This is a genomic window from Brevibacterium rongguiense, from assembly GCF_009857845.1.
Lineage (GTDB): Bacteria > Actinomycetota > Actinomycetes > Actinomycetales > Brevibacteriaceae > Brevibacterium > Brevibacterium rongguiense.
On record NZ_WWEQ01000023.1, the window covers coordinates 1 to 26,674 of the forward strand.

Annotated in this window: 24 protein-coding genes and 1 pseudogene; 9 read left to right on the plus strand and 16 right to left on the minus strand. The window is 74.0% G+C overall.

From position 1 onward, the window contains the following. Positions 1-74 precede the first annotated feature (74 nt). Together GSY69_RS06910 and GSY69_RS06915 are read left to right on the plus strand one after the other, a co-directional pair. Entirely contained in the window at positions 75-1,055 is a 981-nt protein-coding gene (locus GSY69_RS06910) for an ABC transporter (RefSeq protein WP_160953141.1), read from the plus strand. Between the two features lie 43 nt (positions 1,056-1,098). Further along, positions 1,099-2,124 carry a hypothetical protein gene (locus tag GSY69_RS06915; protein ID WP_160953142.1) on the plus strand — a complete coding sequence of 342 codons (1,026 nt, stop codon included), beginning with the start codon at positions 1,099-1,101 and terminating at the stop codon, positions 2,122-2,124. A 22-nt stretch (positions 2,125-2,146) separates the two neighbouring features. Here the strand turns inward: GSY69_RS06915 and GSY69_RS06920 are convergent, their stop codons facing one another. Beyond that, on the minus strand, positions 2,147-4,084 hold the full coding sequence (locus GSY69_RS06920; RefSeq protein ID WP_160953143.1) for an NHL domain-containing thioredoxin family protein: 1,938 nt from the start codon (positions 4,082-4,084) through the stop codon (positions 2,147-2,149). A gap of 83 nt (positions 4,085-4,167) precedes the next feature. Here GSY69_RS06920 and GSY69_RS06925 point away from each other — a divergent pair, with 83 nt between their 5' ends. The 5 genes from GSY69_RS06925 (at position 4,168) to GSY69_RS15170 (ending at position 9,368) form a co-directional block, all read left to right on the plus strand. Further along, positions 4,168-5,481: a molybdopterin molybdotransferase MoeA gene (locus GSY69_RS06925; RefSeq protein WP_160953144.1), complete on the plus strand. Its 1,314-nt coding sequence runs from the start codon at positions 4,168-4,170 to the stop codon at positions 5,479-5,481. Then, complete coding sequence (gene moaC, locus GSY69_RS14565; protein WP_160953145.1) at positions 5,478-6,170, plus strand: cyclic pyranopterin monophosphate synthase MoaC; 693 nt, start codon at positions 5,478-5,480, stop codon at positions 6,168-6,170. Before GSY69_RS06925 ends, moaC begins: the two co-directional genes overlap by 4 nt. Beyond that, positions 6,167-6,565, plus strand: a complete 399-nt coding sequence (locus tag GSY69_RS06935; RefSeq protein ID WP_160953146.1) for a TOBE domain-containing protein — start codon at positions 6,167-6,169, stop codon at positions 6,563-6,565. Before moaC ends, GSY69_RS06935 begins: the two co-directional genes overlap by 4 nt. A gap of 129 nt (positions 6,566-6,694) precedes the next feature. Next, positions 6,695-7,477 carry a molybdate ABC transporter substrate-binding protein gene (gene modA, locus GSY69_RS06940; protein WP_160953147.1) on the plus strand — a complete coding sequence of 261 codons (783 nt, stop codon included), beginning with the start codon at positions 6,695-6,697 and terminating at the stop codon, positions 7,475-7,477. 52 nt (positions 7,478-7,529) lie between these two features. Next, positions 7,530-9,368, plus strand: a complete 1,839-nt coding sequence (locus GSY69_RS15170; RefSeq protein ID WP_160953148.1) for an ABC transporter permease — start codon at positions 7,530-7,532, stop codon at positions 9,366-9,368. Positions 9,369-9,448: 80 nt separating this feature from the next. Here the strand turns inward: GSY69_RS15170 and GSY69_RS06950 are convergent, their stop codons facing one another. The 3 genes from GSY69_RS06950 to GSY69_RS06960 all read right to left on the minus strand — a co-directional run bounded on the left by GSY69_RS06950 (position 9,449) and on the right by GSY69_RS06960 (position 12,551). After that, entirely contained in the window at positions 9,449-10,075 is a 627-nt protein-coding gene (locus GSY69_RS06950; RefSeq protein ID WP_160953149.1) for a nucleoside/nucleotide kinase family protein, read from the minus strand. 116 nt (positions 10,076-10,191) lie between these two features. Beyond that, the gene (locus tag GSY69_RS06955) at positions 10,192-11,424 is read right to left on the minus strand and encodes a ThiF family adenylyltransferase (protein ID WP_160953150.1); all 1,233 of its coding nucleotides are present in this window, start codon (positions 11,422-11,424) and stop codon (positions 10,192-10,194) included. Next, positions 11,421-12,551, minus strand: a complete 1,131-nt coding sequence (locus tag GSY69_RS06960; protein ID WP_160953151.1) for a molybdenum cofactor biosynthesis protein MoaE — start codon at positions 12,549-12,551, stop codon at positions 11,421-11,423. Before GSY69_RS06960 ends, GSY69_RS06955 begins: the two co-directional genes overlap by 4 nt. Positions 12,552-12,674: 123 nt before the next feature. Between GSY69_RS06960 and moaA the strand changes: the two genes are divergently transcribed. Together moaA and GSY69_RS06970 are read left to right on the plus strand one after the other, a co-directional pair. Then, entirely contained in the window at positions 12,675-13,805 is a 1,131-nt protein-coding gene (moaA, locus tag GSY69_RS06965; RefSeq protein ID WP_160953152.1) for a GTP 3',8-cyclase MoaA, read from the plus strand. 2 nt (positions 13,806-13,807) lie between these two features. Then, positions 13,808-14,209: a hypothetical protein gene (locus GSY69_RS06970; RefSeq protein ID WP_202410901.1), complete on the plus strand. Its 402-nt coding sequence runs from the start codon at positions 13,808-13,810 to the stop codon at positions 14,207-14,209. 202 nt (positions 14,210-14,411) lie between these two features. Here GSY69_RS06970 and GSY69_RS06975 read toward each other — a convergent pair whose 3' ends face one another. The 12 genes and pseudogenes from GSY69_RS06975 to paaA form a co-directional block, all read right to left on the minus strand. Continuing rightward, the gene (locus tag GSY69_RS06975) at positions 14,412-15,569 is read right to left on the minus strand and encodes a TIGR03364 family FAD-dependent oxidoreductase (RefSeq protein WP_160953153.1); all 1,158 of its coding nucleotides are present in this window, start codon (positions 15,567-15,569) and stop codon (positions 14,412-14,414) included. Positions 15,570-15,678: 109 nt separating this feature from the next. Beyond that, positions 15,679-16,590, minus strand: a complete 912-nt coding sequence (locus tag GSY69_RS06980) for a LysR family transcriptional regulator (RefSeq protein WP_160953154.1) — start codon at positions 16,588-16,590, stop codon at positions 15,679-15,681. Between the two features lie 211 nt (positions 16,591-16,801). Next, a pseudogene (locus tag GSY69_RS14585) lies at positions 16,802-18,297 on the minus strand (aldehyde dehydrogenase family protein). 5 nt (positions 18,298-18,302) lie between these two features. Beyond that, the gene (locus tag GSY69_RS06990) at positions 18,303-19,583 is read right to left on the minus strand and encodes an MFS transporter (RefSeq protein WP_202410902.1); all 1,281 of its coding nucleotides are present in this window, start codon (positions 19,581-19,583) and stop codon (positions 18,303-18,305) included. 160 nt (positions 19,584-19,743) lie between these two features. After that, positions 19,744-20,715, minus strand: a complete 972-nt coding sequence (locus tag GSY69_RS06995; protein ID WP_202410903.1) for an alkaline phosphatase family protein — start codon at positions 20,713-20,715, stop codon at positions 19,744-19,746. After that, a complete protein-coding gene (locus GSY69_RS14935) occupies positions 20,712-21,089 on the minus strand; it encodes an alkaline phosphatase family protein (protein WP_202410904.1) in 378 nt (125 codons plus the stop codon). The genes GSY69_RS06995 and GSY69_RS14935 overlap by 4 nt, the downstream gene beginning before the upstream one ends. 93 nt (positions 21,090-21,182) lie before the next feature. Further along, positions 21,183-22,106, minus strand: coding sequence for an enoyl-CoA hydratase/isomerase family protein (locus GSY69_RS07000; RefSeq protein WP_235936364.1), 924 nt, complete (start codon positions 22,104-22,106; stop codon positions 21,183-21,185). 107 nt (positions 22,107-22,213) lie between these two features. Next, a complete protein-coding gene (paaE, locus tag GSY69_RS07005) occupies positions 22,214-23,359 on the minus strand; it encodes a 1,2-phenylacetyl-CoA epoxidase subunit PaaE (protein ID WP_160953155.1) in 1,146 nt (381 codons plus the stop codon). After that, the gene (paaD, locus tag GSY69_RS07010; RefSeq protein WP_328698792.1) at positions 23,359-23,934 is read right to left on the minus strand and encodes a 1,2-phenylacetyl-CoA epoxidase subunit PaaD; all 576 of its coding nucleotides are present in this window, start codon (positions 23,932-23,934) and stop codon (positions 23,359-23,361) included. The genes paaE and paaD overlap by 1 nt, the downstream gene beginning before the upstream one ends. Before the next feature lie 164 nt (positions 23,935-24,098). Beyond that, positions 24,099-25,073: a 1,2-phenylacetyl-CoA epoxidase subunit PaaC gene (gene paaC, locus GSY69_RS07015; protein WP_202410905.1), complete on the minus strand. Its 975-nt coding sequence runs from the start codon at positions 25,071-25,073 to the stop codon at positions 24,099-24,101. Positions 25,074-25,135: 62 nt separating this feature from the next. Beyond that, entirely contained in the window at positions 25,136-25,510 is a 375-nt protein-coding gene (paaB, locus tag GSY69_RS07020) for a 1,2-phenylacetyl-CoA epoxidase subunit PaaB (RefSeq protein WP_160953156.1), read from the minus strand. Continuing rightward, positions 25,510-26,595, minus strand: a complete 1,086-nt coding sequence (gene paaA, locus GSY69_RS07025) for a 1,2-phenylacetyl-CoA epoxidase subunit PaaA (protein WP_202410906.1) — start codon at positions 26,593-26,595, stop codon at positions 25,510-25,512. The genes paaB and paaA overlap by 1 nt, the downstream gene beginning before the upstream one ends. Between the last annotated feature and the right edge of the window lie 79 nt (positions 26,596-26,674).

Sequence of the window (26,674 nt, forward strand, 5' to 3'; positions counted from 1 at the left end):
TCTCGTAGGTGGGCGCTGCGGGTGCCGGAGAGGTGACGCCGCACGTCGGGTCGTCGGCGTCCGCGCGGGCCGCCTTGGCGACAGCACTCGCCGGGACCCGCATCCGCCGCTCCGCGGTGCGCGCGGCGCTTGTGCGCGCCGGCGCGGACTGGGGCCTGCCCCGCGCGGTCCTGACGCGCGCGCGCCTGCGCGACCTCACCCCCCTGCAGCGCTCGCGCCTGCAGAGCGCACTGGCAAGCGCCGCCGCCGAACTGGGCGGCGCGGGCTGGCTCGTGCTCGAGGCGCCGTTCGGCGGCCTGGCGGGCCGCGAGCGCGCGGGCGCCCGCGACCACCTCGTGCGCACCCTCGCCCGGCGCGGCCTGGGCCTCGTCATGAGCACCGCGGATCCCGTGGACGCGGGGGTGGTCGGCGGGCGCGTCACGGTCCTCGAGAAGGGCCAGGTCGCCGATTCCGGCCCGTTCGGCGCGCAGCTCGCAGCCCCCCGCTCGAACCTGGCCGCCGGCCTGGCGGGCGTCAACGTCTTCTCCGCGCTGGCCCGCGGCGGGTGGATCTCGATCGGCCACTCGCAGGTGCGCGCGCGCACCGAGCTCGACGGCAAGCTCTTCGTCACGATCCCGACCTCCGCGGTGCGCCTGGCCGTCGACGAGTTCTCCGCGCACCTGACCTCCGATGCCGTCTTCGAGGCCGTCGTGGTGGGCATCCACGACCGCGGCGAGGGCGTCCAGCTCACCCTCTCCCCCACCGACACCGAGGCCGGGCTCGCCCTGGCCGCCGACCTCTTCGACTTCTCCGCCGCCGCCGCGCACGCAGCCGCCGCCCGCGCCGCGGGCGAGCAGGACGCTGGAGCGCTGGACGCTGGAGCTGGGAGCGCTGAGGCACAGGCTGCGGGACCGGACGACGATGCGCCCGCATGGGGCATCCTCCACCCGGCTCTGGGCGCGGACGTCGCGGCGCAGCTCGCGGTCACCGGCGTGGGCGCGCACCTGTTCGTCGAGGTCGACACCGCGGCGCTGCGCGCGTATCCCGTGGACCGGGCGCCCACCGCGCTCCAGTAGCCGGCCGCGGGCTGGCGGCGGGCCGGCGCGGAGCCTTGCGATAGTGTGCACGAACAGCGCCCAGACCGAGCCGGAGGTGGAGATGCGCGAAGCAGCGCGCAGCGCCGCGGCCTCCCAGTGGGCCCTCATCGCGGGCCTCCTCGTCGTGGTGCTCGGCGTCGCCTCCGTGCCGCTGGCCAATGCGGTGCTCTACACCCCGCAGCGCGCGGTGCTCGCCTACCTCGACGCCCTGGGCGACGCCGATGCCGGCCGGGCCCGCGGCTACCTCCAGGCGCCCGACGCCGCCAACCCGTCCGCGCTCAGCGATGCGGCGCTCGAGGGCGCCGCGGCGCTGCCCGCCCAGGCGCGGATCACCTCGGCGCAGGTGGAGGGCGCGAGCACGCGGGTGAGCGCGTCGTATGTGCTGGGCTCGAAGCCGCACGAGACGACGTTCGAGGTCATCCGCACCCGGCCCGTGTGGGGCCTCTACAGCCGCTGGGCGATCCGCATCGAGCAGTGGCCGACACTCGACCTCGATGTCTCCGGCGCCTCCGCGGTGGACGTGGGCAGCGCCACCGTGGCCGCCGAGGGCGGTGCGCCCGCCGTGCTGTTCCCCGTCAGCTACGGGATCGGCTTCAACGAGAAGTACCTGCGCGCGCAGACGAAGCGGGTGGACGTCGTCAGCGCCGACGATGCCGCGCGCGCGGCGCTCAAGCCCCAGCCCACCGAGGAGCTGCGCAAGCGGGTCGACGAGATCGTCCGCTCCCAGCTCGACGAGTGCGCCAAGCAGCCCACGCTCATGCCCGCGGGCTGCGCGTTCGGCTACGAGACGAACAACGACGTCCTCGGCAAACCGCAGTGGACGGTCGTGAAGTACCCGAAGATCGAACTGCAGTCCGAGGGCGACGAACTGCGGGTCGTGCCCACGACGGTGGGACTGCGGCTCACGGCGCGGATGCGCGACGCCGTCACCGCCTACATCTCCCAGACGCAGGAGCCGGTCTCCGCCCCCCTCGGCGCGAGCGTGCGCGTGGTGGGCGACGACGTCACGGTCGAGCAGGACACGGGCGAGTCGCTCGGCGGGAGCTGAGCCGGCCGCTTGCGCCCAGCGCTCAGCCGCCCGCGCCGCGCAGGTCGAGGTCGAGCACCGCGGGGCCGTCCGCGCCCAGCTCCACCGGGATGCCCCAGTCCTGCTGGTAGAGGTGGCAGGCCGCGTGCAGCGGGATCTCGCCGCCGGGTTCGCCATCGCAGGCGGCCGCGCGCGCGGTGATGTGCAGCACCCCGGAGTCGAAGCCCTCGGCCAGCTTGATCGTCCGGTCGATGCCCTCGGATCCTCCGGCGCCGGCCGCGATGAGCTCGGGGGGCGTGGCGGAGACCTGCAGGTACGTCGGATCACCCCAGCGGTCGTCGAGCTTCTGGCCCCTGGGGACGTCGAAGTGCACGCGCACGCGCAGGCTCCCGGTGCCGATGCGGGTGGCCGGTCGGCTCGTCTGCTGCGCCCCCTCGGTGACCCGGGCCAGCTGGTCGGCGATGGCGACGGCGGTGAGGCGGTGGGCGGCCGATTCGACGACGAGCAGGTGCGCTGGTACACCGTCGGCCTCGCCCACGACGAGGAGGTCCGAGGGCTCCGCGAGGCCGCGGGCCAGGGTGCCGACCTCGCCGGTGGCCGGGTCGTAGCGGCGGATGGCTCCGTTGTACGTGTCGGCCACCGCGATCGAGCCGTCCGGCAGCTCGGCCGCACCCAGGGGGTGCTGGAAGCGGGCCTGCTCCGCCGGGCCGTCCTGGAACCCGAAGTCGAAGAGGCCGGTGCCGACGTACGTCGTGACCTCGCCCGTTGCCGGGTCGAGGCGGCGCAGGGCCGAGGTCTCTGAGTCCGCCACGATGAGCGAGCCCTCGGCCGCGGGCGCCAGGCCGGAGGTCTGGGCGAACCACGCCTCTTCCGGCCCGCCGTCGACGAGTCCCTCGTTCATCGTGCCCGCGAACTGCCGGATGGTCCCGGCGGCCGGGTCGAAGGACCAGATCGTGTGGTTGCCGGCCATGGCGACGAGCACCTCGGCGGTGGGCTGCGAGAACGCGAGGTCCCACGGGCTCGACAGCTTCACGGCGCGGGCGGCGCCGCTGTAGCGCCCGGCCTCGCCGCTGCGGCCGGCGACGTTGTCGCTCGCGCCGATCATGTACTGCTCACCGGTGCCGGCGATCGTGCTCACGGTGCCGGCGGCCAGGCTGATGCCGCGCAGCAGGTGGTTGACGGTGTCCGCGGCGACAAGGTCGTAGCCCACCCGCTGGGCGAGCTCGGGCGGCAGCTCGACGGCGCCGCCCGGCTCCGCGAAGCGGGCGGCGGCGAAGTCCCCGTCGGCGCGGCCCCGCTCGCCGCTGCCGATGCGCTGGAGGAGCCGGGCGCCGCTGGGATCGTATTCGGCATAGGAGTGGTGGCCGGAGTCCGCGACGAGCAGATTGCCCTCGTGGCCGGGTGCGGTGAGCCGGATGACCTTGCCGGGGAAGCGCAGCTCGCCCTCCACCGGCTCCGGGGGCACGTAGGGCCCATCACCGCGGTGCAGGGTGCCCTTGGCCGCGTGCTCCGCGATGAGGTCCTCGATGAGCCCGGCCAGGCCCGCCGAGTGGCCCTCGCCGGACATCGAGGCGACGAGGTAGCCCTCCGGGTCGATGACGGCGAGCGTGGGCCACGCGCGGGCAGTGTAGGCCTGCCAGGTCACGAGGTCCGGGTCGTCGAGGACGATGTGCTCCACCTGGTAGCGCTCGACCGCCTGGTCGACGGCCTCGACCGTGCGCTCGAACTCGAACTTGGGGCTGTGGACGCCGATGATGACGAGCTCGTCGCGGTACTTCTCCTCGATGGGCCGCAGCTCGTCGAGGACGTGCAGGCAGTTGATGCAGCAGAACGTCCAGAAGTCCAGGAGCACGACCTTGCCGCGCAGGTCGGCGAGGCTGAGCTCGCGGCCGCCGGTGTTGATCCAGCGGCGGCCGGTCAGCTGCGGGGCGTGCAGGCGCGGGGCGCCGCCGCGAGCCGGGGAGGGTGCGGATTCGCTCATGCGCACAGTGTGGCACGCAGCCCCAGCGCTCCAGGCGGCGCGGGTCACGGGGCGTCACGGCCGTCTCCGGCTAGGATCGGCGCATGGTCACGGTGAGCGAGTACCGCAGGACGATCTTCGACCTCGTGAGCCGGCTGCGGCGCAGCGAGGAGGTGCCGCTGGCCGCGAGTGCGGGGCACGTCCTCGTCCTCGCCGAGGACGTTCACAGCCCCGCCGACGTCCCCCCGTTCGACAACTCGCAGATGGACGGCTTCGCCGTGTCCTCCGAGGATCCCGCCGTCACCGGGGCGCAGGCCCCGGCCGCCCCGGCGCAGACCGCGGGGGACGTGCGCGCCGCCGCGGACGCGAGCTTCGGGGGCCCCGCCCTGCCGCTCATGCCCATGGTCCCCGCCGGCCGCGCGCCCGAGCCGCTGCGCCGCCGGCACGCCGCGCCCGTCATGACCGGCAGCCGGATGCCCGCGGGCGCCGACTGCGTGATCCCGGTCGAGCAGACCGCCGACGGCTTCGAGCGCGCCGACGCCGTGTCCTTCACCGAGTCCCTGGGCGAGCTCGCCCAGCCCGGCCGGTTCGTCAGGCGCCGCGGCTCCGACACCGCCGCCGGCGAGCGCATCGCCCGCGCGGGCGAGCGCCTGAGCCCCGCGCTGGCCGGCGTCCTCGCCTCCTGCGGGCTCGCCCACGCCCCGGTCTGGGCGCCGCTGCGCATCCTCGTCGTCTCCACCGGCGACGAGGTCGTGGCGCCCGGCGCCGAGCGCGGCGAGGCGCAGATCTTCGACGCCAACGGCATCGCCGTGACCGGCGCGCTCATGGCCGCAGGCGCCCGGATCGTCGCGACGCTGCACGTCTCGGACGATCCCGCGGACCTCTTCGCCCAGGTGGGCCGGTGGGCCGCGCAGACGGACCTCGTCGTGTCCATGGGCGGCATCTCCCAGGGCGCGCGCGAGGTCATCCGCCTCGCCGCCGCCGCGGAGGCCGAGGGTTCCGGCGGCGCGGCTGCCGGCGGCATGGTGTTCGACGCCGTGGGCATGCAGCCGGGCGGGCCCCAGGCGCACGGCAGGCTCGCGGGCCTGCCGTGGATCGCGCTGCCGGGCAACCCGGTCTCCAGCCTGGTGAGCATCGAGATGTTCGTGCGGCCCGCGCTGCTCGCCGTGCCCCCGGAGCGCGCGCCCCGGCCCGTCGCCGAGGCGCGCCTCGAGCTGGCGGCGCCCCAGGACTCGCCGACGGGCAAGCTCCAGGTCCGGCGCGCCCACCTGCGCCCGGACGCCACTGTCGAGCTCATCTCCGGGCCCAGCTCGCACCTGCTGGGTGCGTACGCGCGCGCCGATGCCCTGGCGCTCATCGGCGCGGAGACCACGCAGATCGCCGACGGCGACGAGGTCATCGTGTGGAGCATCGCATGAGCGGCGGGGCGCACCGGCCCGGGCCCGCGCAGCGCGAGCCCGCAGCGGAGCGGGGGCCGGCGGGTACCTCGGGCGCGGCAGGCCGGCTCAGCCACCTCGACGAGGCGGGCCGGGCGGTCATGGTCGACGTGTCGGACAAGGACGTGACGAAGCGCAGGGCGGTGGCCCGCGGGAGGGTGCGGACGACGCGGCAGGTCATCGCGCTCATGCGCGCGGGCGGCCTGCCCAAGGGCGAGGCCGTGCACACCGCGCGGCTGGCCGGGATCATGGGGGCCAAGCGCACCGCCGAGCTCATCCCCATGTGCCACCCGCTCCCGCTGTCGGGCATCGACGTGGACATCGAGCTGGGCGAGGCCGAGGTGCGCCTCGTCGCGGCGGCGAAGACCACGGGCCGCACCGGGGTGGAGATGGAGGCCCTCACCGCCGTGAGCATCGCGGCGCTCACGGTCGTGGACATGATCAAGGCCGTCGACCCGGCCGCGGTGATCGGCGACATCACGGTCGTGGAGAAGTCCGGCGGCAAGTCCGGCCACTGGCACAGCCCAGCGGACCCCGCCGGCACCGCAGACGACACGAGCACCGCAGGCAGCGCAGGCGCCACAGACAGCGCAGGCAACACAGAGACCGCAGGCACCGCGCAGCGGTCAGCAGACACCCCGGAGCACCCAGCAGAGAAGGAGCCATCATGAGCATGCACCGCGTCGCCCAGGCAGCAGCGTTCGTGGGGGTGAGCACGGATACCCTGCGGCGGTGGATCGCCCAGGGCCGCCTGAGCGAGCACCAGGACTCGGCGGGCCGCCTCGTGGTCGACGGGGCCGAGCTCGCGGCCCTGGCCCGCGACACGGCCGTCCTGCCGGCGGACCCGAGCGGCGTGGCCTCCTCGGCCCGCAACCGCCTCGTGGGCCTCGTCACGAAGGTCACGACCGATACGGTCATGGCGCAGGTCGACATGCAGTGCGGGCCCCACCGGATCGTCTCCCTCATGTCGCGCGAGGCGGTCGAGGACCTCGACCTCAAGCCCGGCGATGTCGCGGTTGCCTCGGTCAAGGCGACCACCGTCGTCGTGGAGACCCCGCGGGACTGAGCGCGTGCGCGCCGCGTTCGGCACACTCCGACGAAACGGGCGAAACCCCACGCGGAGCCGCACCTGCCGACTAACACGGCCACTGAAGGCGCATATGATGGAATCACCAGCCCCCGTCAAGGAGATCCCATGCCGCGCCGCACCCGTCTCACCACCGCCCTCGCCGGCTCCGCCGCGCTCGCTCTCGCCCTGAGCGCCTGTTCGGGCGGGCAGGGCTCCGATTCGAAGGACGGCGGGGAGAAGACGCTCACCGTCTTCGCCGCCGCCTCGCTGAACTCGACCTTCTCCCAGATCGGCAAGCAGTTCGAATCCGACCACGACGGCGTGAGCGTGAAGTTCAACTTCGCGGGCTCCTCCGACCTCGTCGGCCAGCTCAAGGAGGGCGCCCCGGCGGACGTCTTCGCCTCCGCTGACGAGAAGAACATGAAGAAGGCCACCGACGACAGCCTCATGGACGGCGAGCCCAAGGCCTTCGCGACGAACGTCCTCACGATCGTCACCGCCCCGGGCAACCCCAAGAAGATCACCGGGCTCGAAGACCTCTCGAAGAGCGGCGTCCAGACCGTCGTGTGCGCGGACGGCGTGCCCTGCGGCAACGCCGCGAAGCAGGTGACCGAGAAGGCGAAGGTCACGCTCAAGCCCGTGAGCGAGGAGTCCAAGGTCACGGACGTGCTCGGCAAGGTGGAGTCCGGCCAAGCCGATGCCGGCCTCGTCTACGTCACGGACGCCAAGAGCGCCGGCGACAAGGTCGAGGAGGTCGACTTCCCCGAATCGAAGGCCGTCGTCAACACGTACCCGATCGGCGTCGTCAAGGCCGCCCAGGACAAGGACCTCGCGCAGCAGTTCGAGGACGCGGTGATGTCCGAGTCGGGGCAGCAGGTGCTGGGCGAAGCGGGCTTCGGCAAGCCGTGAGCGCCCTCCTCCGCGCGGCCGGGCCCGTGCGCCCGAACCGCCGGAGGCGCTGATGCGCGTTCCGCTGCCCCGCTGGCTCTGTGCGCCCGCGGCACTCGGCGCGCTGCTCATCGTGCTGCCCCTGGTGGGGCTCATCGCGCGCGTCGACGTCGCCGCGTTCTGGGGCCTCATCACGTCGCAGAGCGCCCTGACGGCCCTGGGGCTCTCGCTGCGGACCTCCCTGGTCGCCACGGCGATCTGCCTGCTGGTGGGCGTGCCGCTGGCGGTGGTCCTGGCGCGCAGCCGGTTCCCGGGCCAGCGGCTGCTGCGCACGCTCGTGCTGCTCCCGCTCGTGCTGCCCCCGGTGGTGGGCGGCATCGCACTGCTCTACACATTCGGCCGGATGGGATTCGTGGGCACGTACTTCGAGGCTGCGGGGATCCGCATCGCCTTCACCTCCGCGGCGGTCGTGCTCGCGCAGTCGTTCGTGTCCCTGCCGTTCATGGTCATGACGGTCGAGGGCGCCCTGGCCAGCCAGGATGAGCGCTACGAGGTCGTGGGGCTGGGCCTGGGCGCCTCACCGGGCTACGTGCTGCGCCGCATCACGCTGCCGCTGCTGCGCCCGGCTCTCGTGTCCGGCACGGTGCTCTCCTTCGCCCGCGCGCTGGGCGAGTTCGGCGCGACGATCACGTTCGCCGGCTCCCTCGAGGGCACGACGCGCACCCTGCCGCTCGAGATCTACCTCCAGCGCGAGACGGACCCGGATGCCGCCGTCGCGCTCTCCCTCGTCCTCGTCGTCATCGCCGTCGTCATCGTACTCGCCACCTACGGTGCGCAGGGGGCCAGCGCCGGCGGGGCCCTGCGCCGGCTGCGCGCGTTCCGGCGCGGGCACGGGGAACGCACCGGGCGCGGGGAACGCGGTGCGCACGGTGGGCACACGCCGCTGGGCGATGCGCCCGAGCGTCACCGCGGGGACGCCGTCGCGGTGAGCCCCTCCGGGCAGCCCCCCGCCGCCGAGGCGCCCGCCGGGCCGGCCGCGCCCGCACCCCCAGTGGCGGCCGAGGGCACGAGAGGGGCTCCGGCCGGTGCCGCATCCGAGTCTCCCGCGGGTCCCGGGTTGCGCGTCGCGTTCGCGTGCCCGGTGCGCGGGATCACCGCGGACTTCGCCGTGGCCGCGGGCTCGACCACGGCCATCATCGGGCCGAACGGCGCGGGCAAGTCCACGTGCTGCGAGGTGATCTCCGGCCTGCTGCGCCCCGCGGCGGTGCTCGTCGAGCTCGACGGGCGGGTCCTGGCCCGCGAGCATCGGCGCCGCGGGCACGCACCCACCGCGGAGCCTGGGGGCACGGGGGGCGCGGGGGTTGACGAGATTCGCGCCGCGATCGCCGGTGCGGGGAGCGGGCGCGCGTGGGTGCCCTCGCACCGCCGCGGGGTCGTGCAGCTGGCGCAGAGCCCGCTGCTGTTCCCCACGCTGCGGGTGGAGGAGAACGCGGCGTTCGGACTGCGCGCGGCGGGCGAGGGGCGGGCGGCCGCGCGGTCGCGGGCCCGGGTGATGCTCGAACGGGTGGGCGCGCTGCCGCTGGCGGACCGACTGCCGTCCGAGCTGTCCGGGGGGCAGGCCCAGCGCGCCGCGATCGCGCGGGCGCTGGCGGCCCGGCCGCAGCTGCTGCTCCTCGACGAGCCGATGGCCGCGCTCGACTGGGACTCCGCCCGCGCGATCCGCGAGCTGCTCGGCGGTGTGCTGGCCGCTCAGACGGCACTGCTCATCACCCACGACGTGCGCGATGTGCGCGCCCTGGCCGACCACGTCATCGTGCTCGAGGACGGCGGGGTGCTCCAGTCCGGCACCGTCGCCGAGGTGTTCGCAGCCCCTGCGTCCCCGTTCGTTGCGCGCTTCGCCGCGCAGGGGTAGCAGCACGGCACGGTGAGAGGCCGGCCGGCGAGAGCAGCGGGCGGGCTCGGCGGAGGGGCGGGGGACTCAGCCGCGGAGGCTCAGCGGAGCACGGGGTGCTCGAGGTCCGTGTTGTCGAGGAGCCAGTCGGCGCGCTCGCGCGGGCGCGCCTCGGCCAGGTAGAGCCGCTGGCCGCCCACATAGCGATGGTTCGAGGGCGCCTCGGGGTCCGGGTCGTGGGGTTCCGGATAGCGCACCGCGCCCCGCGGAACCGTGACCTCGAACGGCGCATCCACCCAGACGGCGGCATCCCACACGGCGCGCAGCTCGGGGCGCTGCAGGAAGATGCCGTCGACCACGACGAGCGCGCCCGGCGGCACTTCCACGGTCCGCAGGGTCACCGGGGCGTCCGCATCGACGTCCCAGACCTCCGGGGTGATCGGCTCGCCCCGGTGCAGCGGCTCGACGACGCACGCCCGGAACGCGGCATAGTCATAGGAGCCGCGATAGGCGCCCTCCGGCCCCAGGCCGGCGGCGGCGCGCTGGGCTCGGGGGACGTGGAAGCCGTCGATGCCGACGTTCACGACGGGACGGCCACCCGTGCGCTGGGCGCGCAGCACGAGCTCGGCCGCCAGGTGGGACTTGCCCACCCCATCGACGCCGTCGAGGGCCACGAGCGCGCGGCGCTCGGGGTGCACCGCGCGCAGCCGCTCCAGCAGGCGCTCCACGACGAGGCCCCGGCGGGACTCCGACGCAGCATCGGGTTCACCAGGCTCCGTCTCTACCCTCGACTCATTCGCCGATCCCGGGTCGCTCGCTGGCCCCGCCCCCACACCGCCAGCGCTCATGCCGGCTCCGTGCGCGCCCACGCCTCGAACCCGCCGGTCACGTCGAAGACGCGCGGGGCTCGGGGGCGCGCGCGGGCAGCCGCCAGGAGCGCCTCGACCGCCATCGCGGAGCGCGCGCCGGAGGCGCAGTGGACGTAGAGGGCGCCGTTCGCCCCGGCATTGGCCTTCGGCTCCCCTGCGTCCGGCCCACGCGGCCCTGCCGCCGGCTCCCACGACGCCGACTCCCCCGGCGCCGCGAGGTCCAGAACCGCCTCTGGGTCGGCCAGCACGCGGGCGAGCGGCACGTTGACTGAGCCGGGGATCGCACCTGCGGCCGCCTCTGCGGGCTCGCGGACATCCACGACGACCGCACCCTGCCCGGCGGTCGCCAGGACCTCCCGCAGCCGCGCGGCGGTGACGGACGCGGCCAGGCCGGCCCCCACCTCGGCGGCGGACTGCGGGCGTCTGACCTGCGGGTTCGCGGCAAGGGGCAGCTCGTCCCAGCGGCCCTCGCGCATGTCGTAGACGGCCACGCGGCCCACCAGCGGCTCGCCCCAGCCCAGGATGAGCTTGAGCGCCTCGGCCGCCAGGGCCGTGCCGAGGATGCCCGGCACGGTGCCGAGCACGCCCGCCTGCGCGCAGCTGGGCACGGAGCCGGCCGCGGGGATCGTGGGGAACAGGTCGCGGTAGACGGGGCCGCGGCGGGCGTCGAAGACGCTGAGCTGACCGCCGGAGCCCAGCACCGCCGCCCACACGTGCGGAATGCCGAGCAGCGTGGTCGCATCGGAGACGATGTAGCGGGTGGCGAACGTGTCCGCGCCGTCGATGACGAGGTCGTAGCCGGCCATGAGCTCCAGGGCGTTGCCCGCCTCGAGGCGCACGGGATGGGCGATGACGGCGGTGTGGGGGTTGAGCGCGCGCAGCCACTCGGATGCGGAGTCTGCCTTGGATCGTCCCAGGTCAGGCGTGGCGTGCAGCGGCTGGCGGTGGAGGTTGCTGAGCTCGACGACGTCGTCGTCGACGATTCCGATCGTGCCCACGCCGGCCGCGGCCAGGTAGGTCGCCGCGGGCGACCCCAGGCCGCCGGCGCCCACGCACAGCACCCGCGCCGCGGCGAGCCGGCGCTGGCCGTCCGGTCCGACACCGGGGACCGCGAGCTGGCGGGCGTAGCGCGGATCGGCGGCCGGGTCAGCGCAGGCGCCCGGTGCAGCGGTGGCATCGCAGCGCGGAGCGTGGCCCGTCCCGCTCACTGCAGTCCCACCCAGTCGTGGCCGCCGGCGGCGTAGTGCTGCTGCTTCCAGATCGGCACGCGCGCCTTGACCTCGTCGACGACTTGCGCGCAGCACGCGAAGGCCGCCCCGCGGTGCGCCGCCGCGACGGCCACGACGATGGCGTCCTCGCCCACCGCCAGCTCGCCGATCCGGTGCCGGCAGTAGACGCGCACCCCGGGGTGGCGCTCGGCGACCTCGGCGACGACGCGCGCCATGACCGCCTGCGCATCCGGGTGCGCGGTGTAGTCCAGACCCACGACGTCCTCGCGGCCGGCGTCGTGGTGCCGGATGAGGCCGCGGAACTGCGCCACGGCGCCCATCGCGGGGGTGACGACCGCGGCCGCCACCGCATCGGCGTCGAGCGGCTCGGGCCCCACGGCGGCCTCGACGACTGCGGAGTCCTCGGTCGCGGGCACTGCGGCCCAGGCGCGGGGCGCGGAGGACCCGTCGGCGGGCGCTGTGGAGTGCGCACCGTGGCCCTTGCCACCGGTGTGCGGTCCCGCACCGGCATGCGGACCCACGCCCGCGTGCTTCTGGGCCTGGGCCCTGGCGTGCTGCTGGGCGCGCGGGGCGTGGTCGCGGATGTCGTCGAGCTGGGCAAGCAGGTGCGGCAGCAGCGGTTCGAGCACGGCCATCCCATCGCGCACCCCGCCCTCCGAACCGGGCAGGTTGACGATGAACGTGCGGCCGGCCACCCCGGCCAGCCCCCGGGAGAGAACCGCGGTGGCGGTGTTGCGGGTGCCCGCCTCCCACAGCGCGTGGGCGATGCCCGGCAGCGTGCGGTCGAGCAGCGGGGCGGTCTGCTCGGGGGTGAGGTCCGCGGAGGTGACCCCGGTGCCGCCCGAGGTGACGATGACGCGAGGGCGGCCCGCCTCGGGCTCGGCCAGGAGCGCGGCGAGCGCGGCGCCCACGGGCGCGCCATCGGCCACGACCTGCGGCTCGCCGCAGCGCAGGCCCAGGCCCCGCAGCCACGCGACCAGCCGCGGACCGGTCGTGTCCGCCGACCGGCCGGCGGCCGCGGAGTTCGAGGCGATGATGACGGCGGCGCGGTGACCCGTCGCAGCGTGTTCCGAGCCCGCGTGGGCCGCATGCGATTCGCTGTCCATGACCACCACGCTACCGCCGCCGGCGCGCGGCCCCTGCCCGCACCGCTGGGCCCCGCGGCGCCGCGCAGCCGGGTCGACCGCGGCGCCTGCGGGCGCACAGCCCGCGTTGTTACGATGGTCCGCATGTCCATCGCGCTGGGTATGCCCTCGTTGCGCGCCCCCGAAACCCCCGGTGAGCGCGCGCTCGAGCTTGAGCGCGGCCTGGCCGAGCGCGCCGGTGATGCCCCCCGCTCGGCAGCGCTGGGCGATCGCTTCGGCCGCGCCGCGACGGACCTGCGGATCTCCCTGACGGACAAGTGCAACCTGCGCTGCACCTACTGCATGCCGGCCGAGGGGATGGACTGGATGCCGCAGTCCTCCCTGCTCACCGCCGCGGAGGTCGCCCGGCTCGTGCGGATCGGAGTGGAGCGCTTCGGCATCGCCGACCTGCGCCTGACCGGCGGGGAGCCGCTCATCCGCCCGGACCTCGAGGACATCATCGCCCGCGTGCGCACCGCCCACCCCCGGCTGCCCATCGCGCTGACGACGAACGCGATCGGCCTGGCCAAGCGCGCACACGGCCTCGCCCAGGCGGGCCTCACGCGGATCAACATCTCCCTCGACACCATCGACGCGGACACCTATGCGGCACTCGCCCGGCGCGACCGCCTGGGCCAGGTGCTCCAGGGCATCGACGGGGCGCTGGCGGCGGGCCTCGCACCCATCAAGATCAACGCGGTGCTCATGCGCGGCGTCAACGACGAGCAGGCCCCGGAGCTCCTGCAGTTCTGCCTGGACCGCGGCCTGCAGCTGCGCTTCATCGAGCAGATGCCGCTCGACGGCGAGCACGGCTGGACGCGGGAGAACATGGTGACGGCCGCTGACGTGCGGGCACGCCTGGCCGAGCGCTTCGACCTGCTGCCGGACTCGCACGCCCGCGGCGGCGCCCCCGCCGAGCTCTTCCGGGTCACAGCGCGCGGCGGCGGCCCGGTGCTGGGCCGGGTGGGGGTCATCGCCTCGGTCACCGAGCCGTTCTGCGCCGCCTGCACCCGCACACGCATCACCGCCGAGGGCAAGGTGCGCTCGTGCCTGTTCTCCCACGAGGAGTTCGACCTAGGCGCGCTGCTGCGCTCCGAACGCGACGACGCGCAGGTGGCGCGCGCCTGGCAGCAGGCCATGTGGCTCAAGCCGCGCGCCCACGGGATGGACCACGCCGGCCTCGGCGCTGCGGACTACGTCCAGCCGGAGCGCTCGATGAGCGCGATCGGCGGCTGAGCATGCTCACGGTCCGCTACTTCGCCGCGGCGAAGGCCGCCGCCGGCCTGTCCTCCGAGCAGGTCGACTACGCCGAGTTCGCCGCCGAGGTGCGCGCGCAGGCCTCCGCGTCCGCCGGGGTGGTCGGAGTGGCCGGGGAAACGGCCGGAGCGACGGCCGGGCAGAAAGGCGACGACGCGGCTTCGGGTGCCGACGGGGAGCGCCTCTCCCCCGCCGAGGTGCACCGGCGGGCGCTCTTCGCCCTCCTTGCGCGCCGGCATCCCACGCCCCCGCCCGGGGAGCCCAGCCTGGAGACGGTGCTCGCCCAGAGCACGTGCCTGGTCGACGGCCTGGCCCTCACCGGTAAGGCGCAGCTGGCCGACGGCGCGCGCGCGGACGTGCTGCCGCCCTTCGCTGGCGGCTAAGCCGTACCCCGTCGCCCGGGGCCGGTCCCGCGCCTGCGCTCCCTTCCGCTCGTGTGCCGCGCCCGCGCTGGCCCCTGAGCCCCGCGGCCGCACAGAGGCGGCCGCCCGGTGCCCGAACCGGGCCAGCACAGCCGGTCCGGGCACCGACCGACCGCCGGTCCGGAGGTGCGGTGCCCGGTGGCGCGCACCGGGCACCCGGGGGTCAGCGCGCAGCTGCCCCGGCGCCCGCGCCCACGGGTGCCGCCCCCAGGTCGTCGAGGGTGTACGAGGCGATGCCGAACGACAGCGTCATACCGATCCCGCTCGTCACGGAGATCGCGCGGGTGCGCGCGTCGACGTCCTCGCGCACGAGCGAGGTCAGCGGCGAAGAGGCGTAGATGCCCTGCCAGCGCTGCGTGATGGGCAGCGGCGCGCCGATGATCTGGGAGATGTCGCGCACGGCGCGCTCCGTGATGGAGTCCTCCATGAACGGGGGCATGGTGTCCGCGTACGCGTGGCTGTCGCCCAGCAGCATGGTCCCGTCGGGGCGGCGGGTGAACATGATGTTCGCGCCGAAGTCCAGCATGTCCTGCGAGGACTGCTGCAGCTCCGCAAGCACCTCCGCGTAGCCGGGCATGGTGGTGAAGCCGTCGTAGCGGGTCATCGAGGTGCCCGTGAGGACCGCGGACTCGGTGGTAAACGACGCGGGCGCCGGTGCCATCGCCATCTGCAGCGAGCAGCGGGTGATCTGATTGGCCGCGGCGACGTCCGGCTTGAGGTAGTCGAGGTCGTGGCCCACGCAGATGAGCACGCGGTCGCCCGTGAACTCCCCGCGCGAGGTGCTGACCGCGCCATCGGCCACCGCGCCCACCGTGGTGCCCCACTCGATCGAGACACCGGGCTGCTCCTGGAGCCACAGTCCCAGCTCAGGGGCCGCGGTGCGCGGGTCGACGCGCAGGTCCGCGGGCAGGAACGCGCCGCCGACGATCGTGGGGTCGGGGGTCCCGCCCAGCCGCTGGCCGACCTCGTCCTTCGTCTGCATGATGACAGCATCGTCCCCGCGCTCCTGGCGCAGCTCGTCGAGCACGGCGAGCTCGAGGTCGGTGCGGGCCACGACGATCGCGCCGGCCTCGCGGGCCCAGAAGCCGGCGGCCTGGGCAGCGGCCAGCCAGCCGTCGCGCGAGCGGTAGGCGATGGGCAGCAGGTCTCCGGCCTGCGCCGTGATGCAGGCGTGGCCGAAGTTGCGGATGGAGGCGCCGTTGGGCGCCCAGTCGCGCTCGACGACGCGCACGCTCAGGCCGCGGCGGTGGGCCTCGAAGGCGTGCGCGAGGCCGACGATGCCGCCGCCGACGATGAGGAGGTCGGTGTGCTGCTCGGTCATGGTGTCGCTCCTTGTGCTGGATTCCGTCGTGGTCTGGCCGCCGTGCGGGCGACGGTGCTGCTGGCAGAGGCGATCGGGCGGTCAGCGCGTGGCGGCCGCCACGCGCGGCTCAGGCCGCCGGCCACGCCTCGAGGCCGGTGAAGGCCGTGGTGAACTGCGCCTCGAGATCGGTCAGCCGGACCCCGGCGGGCTGGAGGGCGGTGACCGGCCGGCGCGGTGGGGGCGGGTCGATGCGCAGGGCCCTCAGGGTGCCGAACTCGAGGTCCTGGGCGATGACGTGCTCGGAGACGAGGACGATGCCCAACCCGGCGCGGGCGCATTCGCGGGCGCCCTCCGCACCCCAGATCGTCCACTGCTCGGCCTCGGCGAGCTTCCAGGCGGCCAGCGTCGACTCCTGCACTGAGCGCGTCGCGGAGCCGATCTCCCGCATGAGGAACCGGTGGCCCCGCAGATCCTGCAGGTGCAGCTCCCGCTCCTCCTGCGCCAGCGCCAGCGGGTGGTCCGGGGCGGCCGCGGCGACGATCGCCTCGTCGAGGAAGGGGGTGCTGCGCAGCTGCGGATGGTCGATCCGGCCGGCCGCCAGTCCCACGGTGGCCTCCCGGTCGATGACCCGCTGGATCACCTGCTCCGCATTGCCCACGCGCAGCTCCACTCGCACCGACGGGTGGTCGGCCGTGAAGCGGGCGAGCATCTGGGGGACCAGGTAGCTGCCCAGGGTGGAGGTCGCAGCAACCGCGAGCCGGGAGTCGACGAGCCCCTGGGCCGCCGAGACCTCGGCCTCGATCCCCCCGATGACGGAGAGGATCTCCGCCGCCCGCGCGGCCAGCACGCGCCCCGCCGCAGTGGGCGTCACGCCCGTGGGCGAGCGCTCGAGCAGGTGCGTGCCGAGCGCGGTCTCGAGGCTGCGGATCTGCGCGGAGACGGACGGCTGGCTCATGTACTTCGTCCGCGCGGCCTTCGACAGGCTGCCGTGCTCGACGACGCTGAGGAAGATCCCCAGGCTGTGCGTGCTCAGGTGCATGCTTCATTCCACCACACGCGCACCGCCTGCGGAGCGCCCTCTGCGCGCCGGGCAGCTGAAGTCTGGGTGACCCGCCGGTGACGGCCGCCGCCGGGCTCGCGAAGGTCCCCGGGCCCGCAGCCTCCGGCGCGCGCGCTGCCGCCCCCGCGCGCGGCAGCGCGGGGCACCGGGGCGGCATACGGGCGGCGGAGGCGGCGGTCATGGTCTCGGCTCAGCTCGGGAAGGCGACGCAGGCCGAGCGCCACTCGGTGTAGTAGTCCCAGGTCTCCGCCGAGCACTCCGGTGGGCCGTACTGCGAGAGCTTGGCGCCCATGTGGGGCATGTGCGGCCAGGCGCCTACTCCGGGGCGGCTGACGTGGAGCATGCCGGCCTCGAAGCGGTCGAGGGCGTCGTAGATGTGCCCGCGGTCGTTCGTGAAGATCGTCCCGGACATCCCGTAGACCACGGAGTTCGACACGTCCATCGCATCGTCGAAGCCGTCGACGTCGATGACGGAGAGCACCGGGCCGAACACCTCCTCCGTGCCGATGTAGGAGTCCCGGGCGACGTCGGTGAGCACGGTGGGCTGCATGAAGTAGCCGCCCTCGAGGTCGCCGTCGGTGGCACGCTTGCCCCCGTGACGATCGTCGCACCGTCCTGCTCCGCACGCTCGACGGCTGCGAGGCAGGCGCTCAGCCGGGCGTCGTCGACGACGGGTCCCAGGGTCGTGCCGTCCTGCGCGGGGTCGCCGATGACGAACGCGTCGAGCCGCTCGCGCAGCCGGCCCACGAGGTCGTCGCGGACCCTGCGGTCGACGAGCACCCGGCTCGTGGCGCTGCAGCGCTGGCCTGCCTGGCCGAATGCCCCGAAGACGATCGCGTCGGCCGCGGTGTCCAGGTCCGCGTCGTCGAGGACGATGACCGCGTTCTTGCCGCCCAGCTCCAGCTGGGTGCGGGCGAGGCGGCCGGCGGCGGCCTTCTGGATGGCCTGGCCCACCGGCAGCGAGCCGGTGAATGAGATGCCGCGGACATCCGGGTGCGCGGTCAGGGTCTCCCCGGCCTCGCGGTCGCCCTGGACGAGGTTGAGCACGCCGGCGGGGACACCGGAGTCGATCATGATGTCGACGATCGCGGTGGTGCACAGCGGGGCCAGCGGCGAGGGCTTGATGATCGCGGTGCAGCCGGAGAGCAGCGCAGGGGCGATCTTCCACACGGGGATGGCGACGGGGAAGTTCCACGGCGTGATGAGGGCGACGATGCCCAGGGGCTTGCGCCAGGTCAGCGCCATCGTCCGGCCCGAATCGGCCGGCAGGGTGGAGCCGTGCATGCGCCGGCCCTCACCCGCGGTGAAGCGCAGGATGTCGATGCCGCGCTGGACCTCGCCCCGCGCCTCGGCGAGGGTCTTGCCCTGCTCGCGGGTGACGATCGCGGCGAGTGACTCCTTGCGCTTGGCCATGGTCTGGGCGGCCGCGAAGAGGATGTCCCCGCGCTTGATGGAGCCCAGCTTCTCCCATTCGGCCGCCGCGTCCGCGGCCGCCTGGATGGCGGCGAGCGAGTCCTCGCGGGTCGATTCGGGGAACCTGCCGATCACGTCGGAGGTGTCCGTGGGATTGATGTCGGCGAACGTGGCGCCGTCAGAGGCCGGGACCCACTGGTCGCCGATGCGGTTGAGGAGCAGCCGGCTGGGGACTGCGGTGGGCGTGGTGGCGGATTCGACTGTCGTGGTCATGGTTCTCACTCCGAATTCGGTCGCTTGTTCCAGCAGGGGATGAGGATGAGCGCGGCGACGGCGGCGGCGCCGGCGAACACGTAGAAGACGGTCGCGGTGCTGAGGAAGCCGGGCAGCAGGCCGCCCATGATCGCGCCGATCGAGCCGCAGCCGTTGATGAAGCCGGTGGCGCCGGCCGCGTACTTGCTCGTGCCGAAGTCCACGGCGGCCACACCGGAGACCATCGCGTCCGCTCCGTAGGCGGTGAGGCCCACGACGCCCAGGAGCACGCAGACCAGCGCGATCGACTTCGTGTGCGCGGCGGGGCTCCACAGGATGAGGGCGATGACGAGGATGCCCAGCGAGAGCACGGTGGGCGGGATGCGGCGGGCGTGGAAGAGCGTGTCCGAGGTCCAGCCCACGGCCACCGGGGCGATGACGCCGGCGATGCCGAACGCGATCGGGACCATCGAGGCCGTGACGGCGGAGAGCTCGGGGATCGCGTCGAGCACGAGCACGGGGCCCCACAGCAGGACCGCGTAGCGCGCCGGCTTGATGAGGAAGTACACGATGCCCAGGCGCAGCACCATCGCGTCGTTGCGGGCCGCGGCGATGAGGTCGTGCGGGGAGAACCTGTTGGCGACCTTGACCACCGGGACGGGCGCGCGCGTCTTGCGGTGCTCGTGCGGTTCGTCGAGGCCGGAGAGGTCGTCGTCGATGGCGGGCAGGCCCACCTCGCGCGGGCTGTTGCGCTGGAAGACGAGGAACAGCGCGAGCGCCAGGAAGATGACCGCCGCGCCGGCGAAGAAGGCCGCGTGCCACGTGTGGAAGATCGAGTAGGCCACCCAGCTGAGGATCGGCACGGCGACGAGGCCGCCGAAGGCGTAGCTCGTCGAGAACAGGCCCATGGCCCGGCCGCGGGTCCTGATGGTGAAGAACGAGGCGATGTTCTTGCTCAGGGCGGACCAGCCGGTGGACTGGGCAAGGCCCTGGACGATCATGAGCGGCATGAACAGCCACAGGGCCGGGATGAGGCCCATGAAGAGCGCAGCGACACCGGCCATCGCCATGCCGCCGGCAACGACGACGCGGGTGCCGAAGCGCTCGGCGAGCGCACCCCAGACGAACTGGCCGACCGCATAGGCGGCGAGGTAGCCGGAGTCGAGGATGCCCAGGTGCTGGCGGGACATGAAGCCGTCGTCGAGGATGCCGACCTTGGCGGCGGAGAAGGCGTTGCGGGGGAAGTAGAACGCCGCGTAGGACAGCCAGGACAGGGCGAAGATGCGCAGCTGCCACGTGCGCAGCACCTGGCGCTTCGTCTTGCGGACCCGGCCGTCGGGGCCGATGCTGCGGCTGGTGGCGGGCTGCGCCGACGACGCTGTCGGCGACTGGGGGGCTGCGCTCGGGGGCTCGGGGGAATCGCGGGGGGCGGGGGCGGCTGTGCCAGCGGTGCCGGGCGGGGAGGAATCACACCGGGGCGCCTGCGGTGACGGCGGCGTGGGTGGTGACGACCCAGTAGGCGTCGTAGTTGTGGAGGATGGCCGTGCTGCCGTCGGGGCCGGTGGCCTCGGTGTCCGTGGGGGCGGGCAGCGTGCGGTTGATGATGAACGGGATGTTCAGCTCGCCCAGTCCGCCGTGCGAGCGCAGCGGCACCTCGAGGTTGCTCAGGTCGTGCCAGGCCGGGAAGCGGCCGATCGCGGCGTCCTTGTCGGAGAGCACGGTGAGGTCGCCCATGCGGTCGAGGGGCATCTCGTAGATCTCCGCGGCCTCCTCGGACGGCAGGACGGCGGAGACGCCCTCGCGCCCGCGCAGCGCCTCGATGACCTTGTTCCGGTCCGCGCCCTCGGGCAGGTAGACGTTGGCGAACGAGCCCAGCGCGCCGTGGTGGACGGTGTAGGGGTCGGTGATGGGGAGGATGACGCGGCTGCCGGTCTCGCCCTCGCCGATGCCCAGGATCGTGTCGACCTCCTCCTCCAGGTAGATGACGCGGGGCGTGCCGTCCGCATGGTGCTTGGGCGACATGCCGTGGTCGGCGGTGATGGCGACGACGGCGCCCAGCTCGTCGAGCTGCGAGGCGTAGGTGTCGACCATCGCGTAGAAGTCGTTGGCCACCTCGGTGCCCGGCGCGTTCTTGTGCTGGATGTAGTCGGTGAGCGTGAGGTACATGACGTCGGGGCGGCGGGTGCGCAGCAGCTCGACGCCGGCCGCGAGCGCGAACTCGCTGAGCTCGGCGGAGTAGACGCTGGGCAGCTCCATGCCGGTGAGGCCCAGGGCGTCCTCGATCCCGTTGTCCTCCTGCGTCACCGTGTCGGCCTTCTCCGCGGAGAAGCAGATGCCGGGGTTCTGGGGCTCGACGTACTCGCCGGAGCCATCGGGGTCGAGGCCGGGCTGCGTGATGCCGGAGGCCAGCAGGCGGCGCAGCTTGTCCTTCGCGGTCACGACCGCGACGTCGAGGCCTGCTGCGGCCGCGGCGGCGAAGACGGTGGGGCGCGCAGGAACTTGGGGTCGTTCATGAGCACCTCCTCGCCGGTGGAGGGGTCGAGGATGTAGTTGCCGCAGATGCCGTGGTAGGCCGGCGGGCGGCCCGTGGCGATCGACATGTTGTTCGGGTTGGTCAGCGTGGGAATCGCGCAGTGCGCGCCCCAGTACTCGCCCGTCTGCGATTCGAGGAGGTTCTTGAGCCACGGCATGCGCCCGGCCGCGATGGCCTCTTCGTGGTACGCGGGCTCGCTGCCGTCGATGCAGATGACGACGACCGGTGTGCCGTCGTGGACGTATTCGCGGCCGTTGACGTCGAACTTCACAGTGCTCATTTCGGCTCCTTGTCGGTGTGCTGGTGAGTTCAGTCTTCGCCAGCGCACTCCGAAGCAGAAGTGGGCGTTTATATATGGGGGTATAGGCGCGCTCTATGGCCTGCGCTGCGCGTTGGGAACATCCCGCGGGCAGCGGGGGGCAGCGGGGCAGGGGGCACGTGCAGACTCCGCCGCCGAGGCGCGGGCCGGGCACGGCGCGCCCGCGCCGGCTGCGGCCGTCACCGGCCGGTGAACTCCGGGCGCCGGCGCCCCTGGAAGGCCGTGAAGCCCTCCCGGTAGTCGGCGGTGGTGCGCGCGGCCTCCTGGAGCCGCGCCTCGGCGGCGAGCACCTGGGCGACCGGCGGGCGCTGGTCGAAGGCCTCCTGGGTACGCCTTCTCCATGGCGTAGGCGCGGGCCGGGCCCGCCGCGAGCCGCGGGGCCGTGGCGGTCACCCGCTCGGCCAGCTGCGCGGCGGGCAGGGCGCGTGAGACGAGGCCGGCGGCTGCCGCCTCGGTGCCGGTAAGGAGCTCGCCGGTGAGGATGAGGTCCATGGTGCGGTGGTAGCCGAACGCGTCGAGGAAGTAGCGGTGGGCCCCGGAGTCGAGCACGGCGCCGAGTGCGGCGAACGGCGAGCCGAACTTCGCGTCCGCCGCGGCGTAGACGAGGTCCGCGGCCGCGGCGAGCCCGAACCCCAGGCCCAGCGCGGCCCCCTGGACCTGGGCGATGACGGGGATGGGCAGGGCGCGCAGGGACTCGAAGACGGGGCCGAAGTCCTCGGTGAGGAACGCGTGGGCATCGTCGGCCTCGACGTCGACGTCCGCGATGTCGCGGCCAGCGCAGAAGACGCTGCCCTCGCCCCGCAGCACGAGGACGCGGATGCGCCCCGCGGTGTCGAGGGTGCCGGCGTCGGCGGCGACGCGGTCCACGGCCGCGCGCAGCTCACCGAGCGCGCGGGCGTCCAGGGCGTTGCGGGTGCGCGGCCCGTCCAGGACGATCGTCGCGACCGCGCCGTCGGTCTCGAGGCGGATGTCCGTCATGGCTGCTCCTTCTTCCGCGGGTTCCTCCGCGGCGTTCGCCGGCCGCGCTCGGCCTGCCCGTTGCGCTCGGCGTTTCCGCCGTGCTGTGCCCTCCGACGCCGCGCCGCCTACTGGTCGTAGTCGACGTCGACGACCTCGCTGGTGGGGGTGGACTGGCACGTGAGCACGTACCCGGCGGCCAGTTCGTCGGGTTCGAGCGCGAAGTTGTCGGCCATGTCCACGGTGCCCGCGCACAGCTTGGCCTTGCAGGTGCCGCACACCCCGCCGGCACACGCGTAGGGCACGTCCGGCCGCGAGCGCAGGGCCGCCGCGAGGATCGTCTCCGGGCTGCGCCGCGGGGTGCGCACGGTGCCGGTGCGCCCGTCGAGGGTGAACCGGATGCTCGCCTGGGGCCCGGTCTCCTCGTCCGGGCGGGTGCGGCGGGGGGCCGGTGCGCGGTCCTCCCCGGGCCTGCCGGTGTTGAACAGCTCGAAGCGGATCCGCGCGCGCTCAACCCCGTGCGCGTCGAGGCGCGTGCGCGCGAGCTCCACGAGCGGCAGCGGCCCGCACAGGAACCACTCGTCCACCGTCTCCGGCGGCACCAGGTGGGTGAGCAGGGCATCGAGCTTCGGCGCGTCGATGCGACCGGAGTAGAGCTCCGCGGAGCGCCCCTCCGCGGAGAGCACGTGGTGCATGTCGAAGCGCGCGGGATAGCGGTCCTTGAGGTCGGCGAGCTCCTCGAGGAACATGACGTCGGCACTCGAGCGGTTGGCGTAGACGAGGGTGAACGTGCACCCCGGCTTCTCCCGCAGGGCCGCGGCCCCCAGCGCCATGACCGGGGTGATCCCGGAGCCCGCCGCGATCGCGACGATCCGCCCGGACTGGACCTCGGAGGTGAATGTGCCCTGCGGATTCATCACCTCCAGCTCGTCGCCCACGGTGAGTTCGCGGCGCACGAACGAGGAGAACAGCCCGTCCGGCGTCTCCTTCACGCCGATGCGCAGCTGGCGGCCGTCCGGGGGCGCGCACAGGGAGTAGCTGCGGCGCACCTCGTGCCCGTCGATGCGGGTGCGGACCGCGATGTGCTGGCCGGGCACGAAGGAGAACTCCTGGGCCAGCGCCTCGGGCACGGCGAAGGCGACCTCCACGGCGTCGGCGGTGAGCTCGCGGATCTCCTCGACGCGCAGGGAGTGGAAGGCCAGCCGCCGCCGAGGCGGGGGCTGGGTCGCGGGGCCGCCCTCCTGGGCGGCGGCGGGCGCGGCGGTCTGGCTCATCAGTGCACCTTGAAGTAGTCGAAGGGCTCCAGGCACTCGAGGCACTGGTGGAGCGCCTTGCAGGAGGTGGAGCCGAAGCGGGAGAGCTCGCGGGTGCGCAGCGAGTGGCAGTGGGGGCACTTGACGGCCAGGCCCAGGCCGACGGGCCCGGCGGGACGGGCGGCGGCGGTGCCGCTGGGCGGGGCGATGCCGTACTCGGCCAGCTTGGCCCGCCCGGCGGCGCTCATCCAGTCCGTGGTCCACGCGGGCTGGAGCGACAGGTCGATGTCGACCCGGCCTGCCCCGGCGCTGCGCGCGGCGCGGGCGATGTCGTTGCGGATCGTCTCCATCGCGGGGCACCCGGAGTACGTGGGGGTGATGACGACGCGGACGCGGGGGGCGAGCGCCTCGTCGGCATCCGCCTGGCGGCCGTGGGCGAGTCGTTCGGTGTGCCCCCGGCCGTCCGTCGGAGGGGATGGTCGGTCGTCTGCCGGTTCCACCCGCGCGTCGAACTCGAGCGCGCGGAGGATGCCGAGGTCCGCGATGCTGAGCACGGGGATCTCCGGGTCCGCGACGGCGGCGATCGCGGCGCGGATCCGCGCGCGGTCCGCCGACTCGTCCCGCGGAGCGGCCGCAGCCGCCGCGGCATCGGGCCCGCGCGCCGCCTCGGGCTCCCGAGTCCCCGCGGGTGCGGGCGGACCCTCGCCCACCCCTCCGGGGACAGTGCGCTGGCCCACGCGGTCCTGGCACACGGCGGCGCTCACCAGGTCGCCCCGGGGTGCTGGCGCGCGAGCACCTGCATCTCGGCCAGGAGGAAGCCCAGGTGCGGGGTGTGGCGGCCCTGGCGCGCGCCCACCATGAGCGGAGCAGCGGTCGGAACGCTCAGCGTCGCCTGCTCGATGACCTCGGCGACCCGGGCCTCGAAGGCCTCGCGCAGCCCTGCGCGCTCGGGGGCGATGCCCGCGGTGATGAGCTCGGCGTTGCCGGTGTCGTCGAAGAGCTCGGCCACGGCCGGCCACACCTCCGCGAGCCCCTGCTGCATGCGGCGGTGCGATTCGACCGTGCCATCGCCCAGCCGCAGCACCCACAGGTCCGCGTGCTCCACGTGGTAGTCGACCTCCTTGAGCGATTTGGCGGCGACGGCGGCGAGGAACTCGTCCGCGGAGCCCAGCAGGGCGCCGTAGAGCAGCTGCTGGAAGTGGGCGACGAGGAAGACCTTGGCGATCGTCTGCGCGAAGTCGCCGTTGGGCTGCTCGACGAGGGCGCAGCAGCGGAACTCCGACTCGTCGCGGAAGTACGCGAGCTCGTCCTCGCTGCGGCCCAGCCCGCGGCCGGCGTACTGGAGCAGCAGGCGGGCCGCGCCCAGCTGGTCGAGCCCGATGTTCGTCAGCGCGATGTCCTCCTCCAGCTCCGGGCCCTTGGCCACGAGCTCGCCCAGGCGCTGGGCCATGATGAGCGCGTCGTCGCCCAGCTCGAGGGCGTAGCGTGCGGTCGCCTCAGCGGGGACGGCGGTGATCGCGGCGGTGAGCGGCGTACCGGCCTGCGGGTCGAGGGCATAGGCCTCGAGCTCGTCGGCGACGGCCGGCATGCCGTACGCGGCCGGCTGGGCTGCGGTCTGCTCGGCGGCGTGGCCCGCCACCTGATCCGGGGCCTGCTCGGCGGCCTGGCCGGCAGCCGGGCCCGCAGGCTGGCCCGCGCGCTGCCCCTCGGCCTGGCCCGCGGTCTGCTCTGCCACCTGGCCAGCCGGTGCCGCGGCGGCGGGCGCCTGCGGCTCCGGCGCGTGCGCGTCTGCCCCGTTCACAGGTGCGGCACCCCCTCCGCGCGGGCGTAGAACGTGGGGTGGCGGTAGACCTTGTCGCCCGCCGTCTCGAAGTAGGCGCCCCTGCGATCTGGATCCGAGGCGGTGATCTGGGCACTGGGCACCACCCACAGCGAGACGCCCTCGGAGCGCCGCGTGTAGAGATCGCGCGCGTTCTCCAGCGCCATCTGGGCATCCGCGGCGTGCAGCGAGCCCGCGTGCACGTGGCTCAGCCCGCGCGCCGAGCGCACGAAGACCTCCCACAGCGGCCAGCTGCGCGCGGGCAGCTCGGCCACACCCGCACCCTGCTCGGCGGGCGAGCGCCGATCCTCCCCGCTCGCCGTGGCATCCCGAGTGCCCCGCTCGTCGGCCATCAGCTCGCCTCCGCCATCCGCCGATCGTGTGCTGAACCCTGCCCCGAGCCCTGCGCTGCGGCCCGCTCCTCGTTCGCAGCCGCGCCCCCTCCGGCCTGGGCAGCGGCGCGCGCAGCCTGCTTCTGCGCGTAGGCGGCGGCCGCCTCGCGCACCCAGGCGCCGCCCTCGTGGGCGCGCCGGCGGTTCGACACGCGCAGGGCGTTGCAGGGCCCGCGGCCCTTGAGGACCTCCGTGAACTCCGTCCAGTCGATCTCGCCGGAGTCGTAGTGCCCCGTCGCCTCGTTCCAGCGCAGGTCCGGATCGGGCAGGGCGAGGCCCAGCACCTCGGCCTGGGGCACGGACATGTCGATGAAGCGCTGGCGCAGCTCATCGTTGGTGAAGCGCTTGATCTTCCACTCCATGGACTGGGCGGTGTTGGGCGAGTCCGCGTCCGGCGGGCCGAACATCATGAGCGCCGGCCACCACCAGCGGTCCACGGCCTCCTGGGCCATGCGGTGCTGGGCGGGCGTGCCGTGGCTGAGCTCGTAGAGGATCTCGAAGCCCTGCCGCTGGTGGAAGGACTCCTCCTTGCAGATGCGCACCATGGCGCGGCCGTAGGGCCCGTAGGAGGCGCGGCACAGCGGGACCTGGTTGCAGATCGCGGCGCCGTCGACCAGCCAGCCAATCGCACCCATGTCCGCCCAGGTGGGGGTGGGGTAGTTGAAGATCGACGAGTACTTGGCGGTGCCGTCGATGAGCTGCTCGGTCATGGTCGTGCGGTCGATGCCCAGCGTCTCCGCGGCGCTGTAGAGGTAGAGCCCGTGGCCCGCCTCGTCCTGCACCTTGGCCATGAGGATGGACTTGCGCTTGAGGCTGGGCGCGCGGGTGATCCAGTTGCCCTCCGGCTGCATGCCGATGATCTCCGAGTGCGCGTGCTGGCCGATCTGGCGGATGAGGGTCCTGCGGTACGCCTCCGGCATCCAGTCGCGCGGCTCGATGCGCTGCTCGGCCGCGATGGTCGCGTCGAAGCGCTCCTGCAGGTCATCGAGTTCCGCCTGGTCCACGAGGTGTGCGCCGTCGGCGGGCGCGGTCTTCGCGTGCTCCATTGCTCCTCCACGAAGGCTGTCCGGCTCCATCGCCGGGAATTACTGACCGTTTGGTCTTTAAATATAGCCGCCGAGGCGC

Bases quoted from the DNA above. Each gene is read 5' to 3' on its own strand.
- GSY69_RS14935 (WP_202410904.1), bottom strand. From the start codon at position 21,089: ATGAGCACTGTGAAGTTCGACGTCAACGGCCGCGAATACGTCCACGAC.
- paaE (WP_160953155.1), bottom strand. From the start codon at position 23,359: ATGAGCCAGACCGCCGCGCCCGCCGCCGCCCAGGAGGGCGGCCCCGCG.
- paaA (WP_202410906.1), bottom strand. From the start codon at position 26,595: ATGGAGCACGCGAAGACCGCGCCCGCCGACGGCGCACACCTCGTGGAC.
- GSY69_RS06920 (WP_160953143.1), bottom strand. From the start codon at position 4,084: ATGAGCGAATCCGCACCCTCCCCGGCTCGCGGCGGCGCCCCGCGCCTG.
- GSY69_RS06925 (WP_160953144.1), top strand. From the start codon at position 4,168: ATGGTCACGGTGAGCGAGTACCGCAGGACGATCTTCGACCTCGTGAGC.
- modA (WP_160953147.1), top strand. From the start codon at position 6,695: ATGCCGCGCCGCACCCGTCTCACCACCGCCCTCGCCGGCTCCGCCGCG.
- moaC (WP_160953145.1), top strand. From the start codon at position 5,478: ATGAGCGGCGGGGCGCACCGGCCCGGGCCCGCGCAGCGCGAGCCCGCA.
- GSY69_RS15170 (WP_160953148.1), top strand. From the start codon at position 7,530: ATGCGCGTTCCGCTGCCCCGCTGGCTCTGTGCGCCCGCGGCACTCGGC.
- GSY69_RS06935 (WP_160953146.1), top strand. From the start codon at position 6,167: ATGAGCATGCACCGCGTCGCCCAGGCAGCAGCGTTCGTGGGGGTGAGC.
- GSY69_RS06970 (WP_202410901.1), top strand. From the start codon at position 13,808: ATGCTCACGGTCCGCTACTTCGCCGCGGCGAAGGCCGCCGCCGGCCTG.
- GSY69_RS06980 (WP_160953154.1), bottom strand. From the start codon at position 16,590: ATGCACCTGAGCACGCACAGCCTGGGGATCTTCCTCAGCGTCGTCGAG.
- GSY69_RS06960 (WP_160953151.1), bottom strand. From the start codon at position 12,551: ATGGACAGCGAATCGCATGCGGCCCACGCGGGCTCGGAACACGCTGCG.
- GSY69_RS07000 (WP_235936364.1), bottom strand. From the start codon at position 22,106: ATGACGGACATCCGCCTCGAGACCGACGGCGCGGTCGCGACGATCGTC.
- paaB (WP_160953156.1), bottom strand. From the start codon at position 25,510: ATGGCCGACGAGCGGGGCACTCGGGATGCCACGGCGAGCGGGGAGGAT.
- moaA (WP_160953152.1), top strand. From the start codon at position 12,675: ATGTCCATCGCGCTGGGTATGCCCTCGTTGCGCGCCCCCGAAACCCCC.
- GSY69_RS06975 (WP_160953153.1), bottom strand. From the start codon at position 15,569: ATGACCGAGCAGCACACCGACCTCCTCATCGTCGGCGGCGGCATCGTC.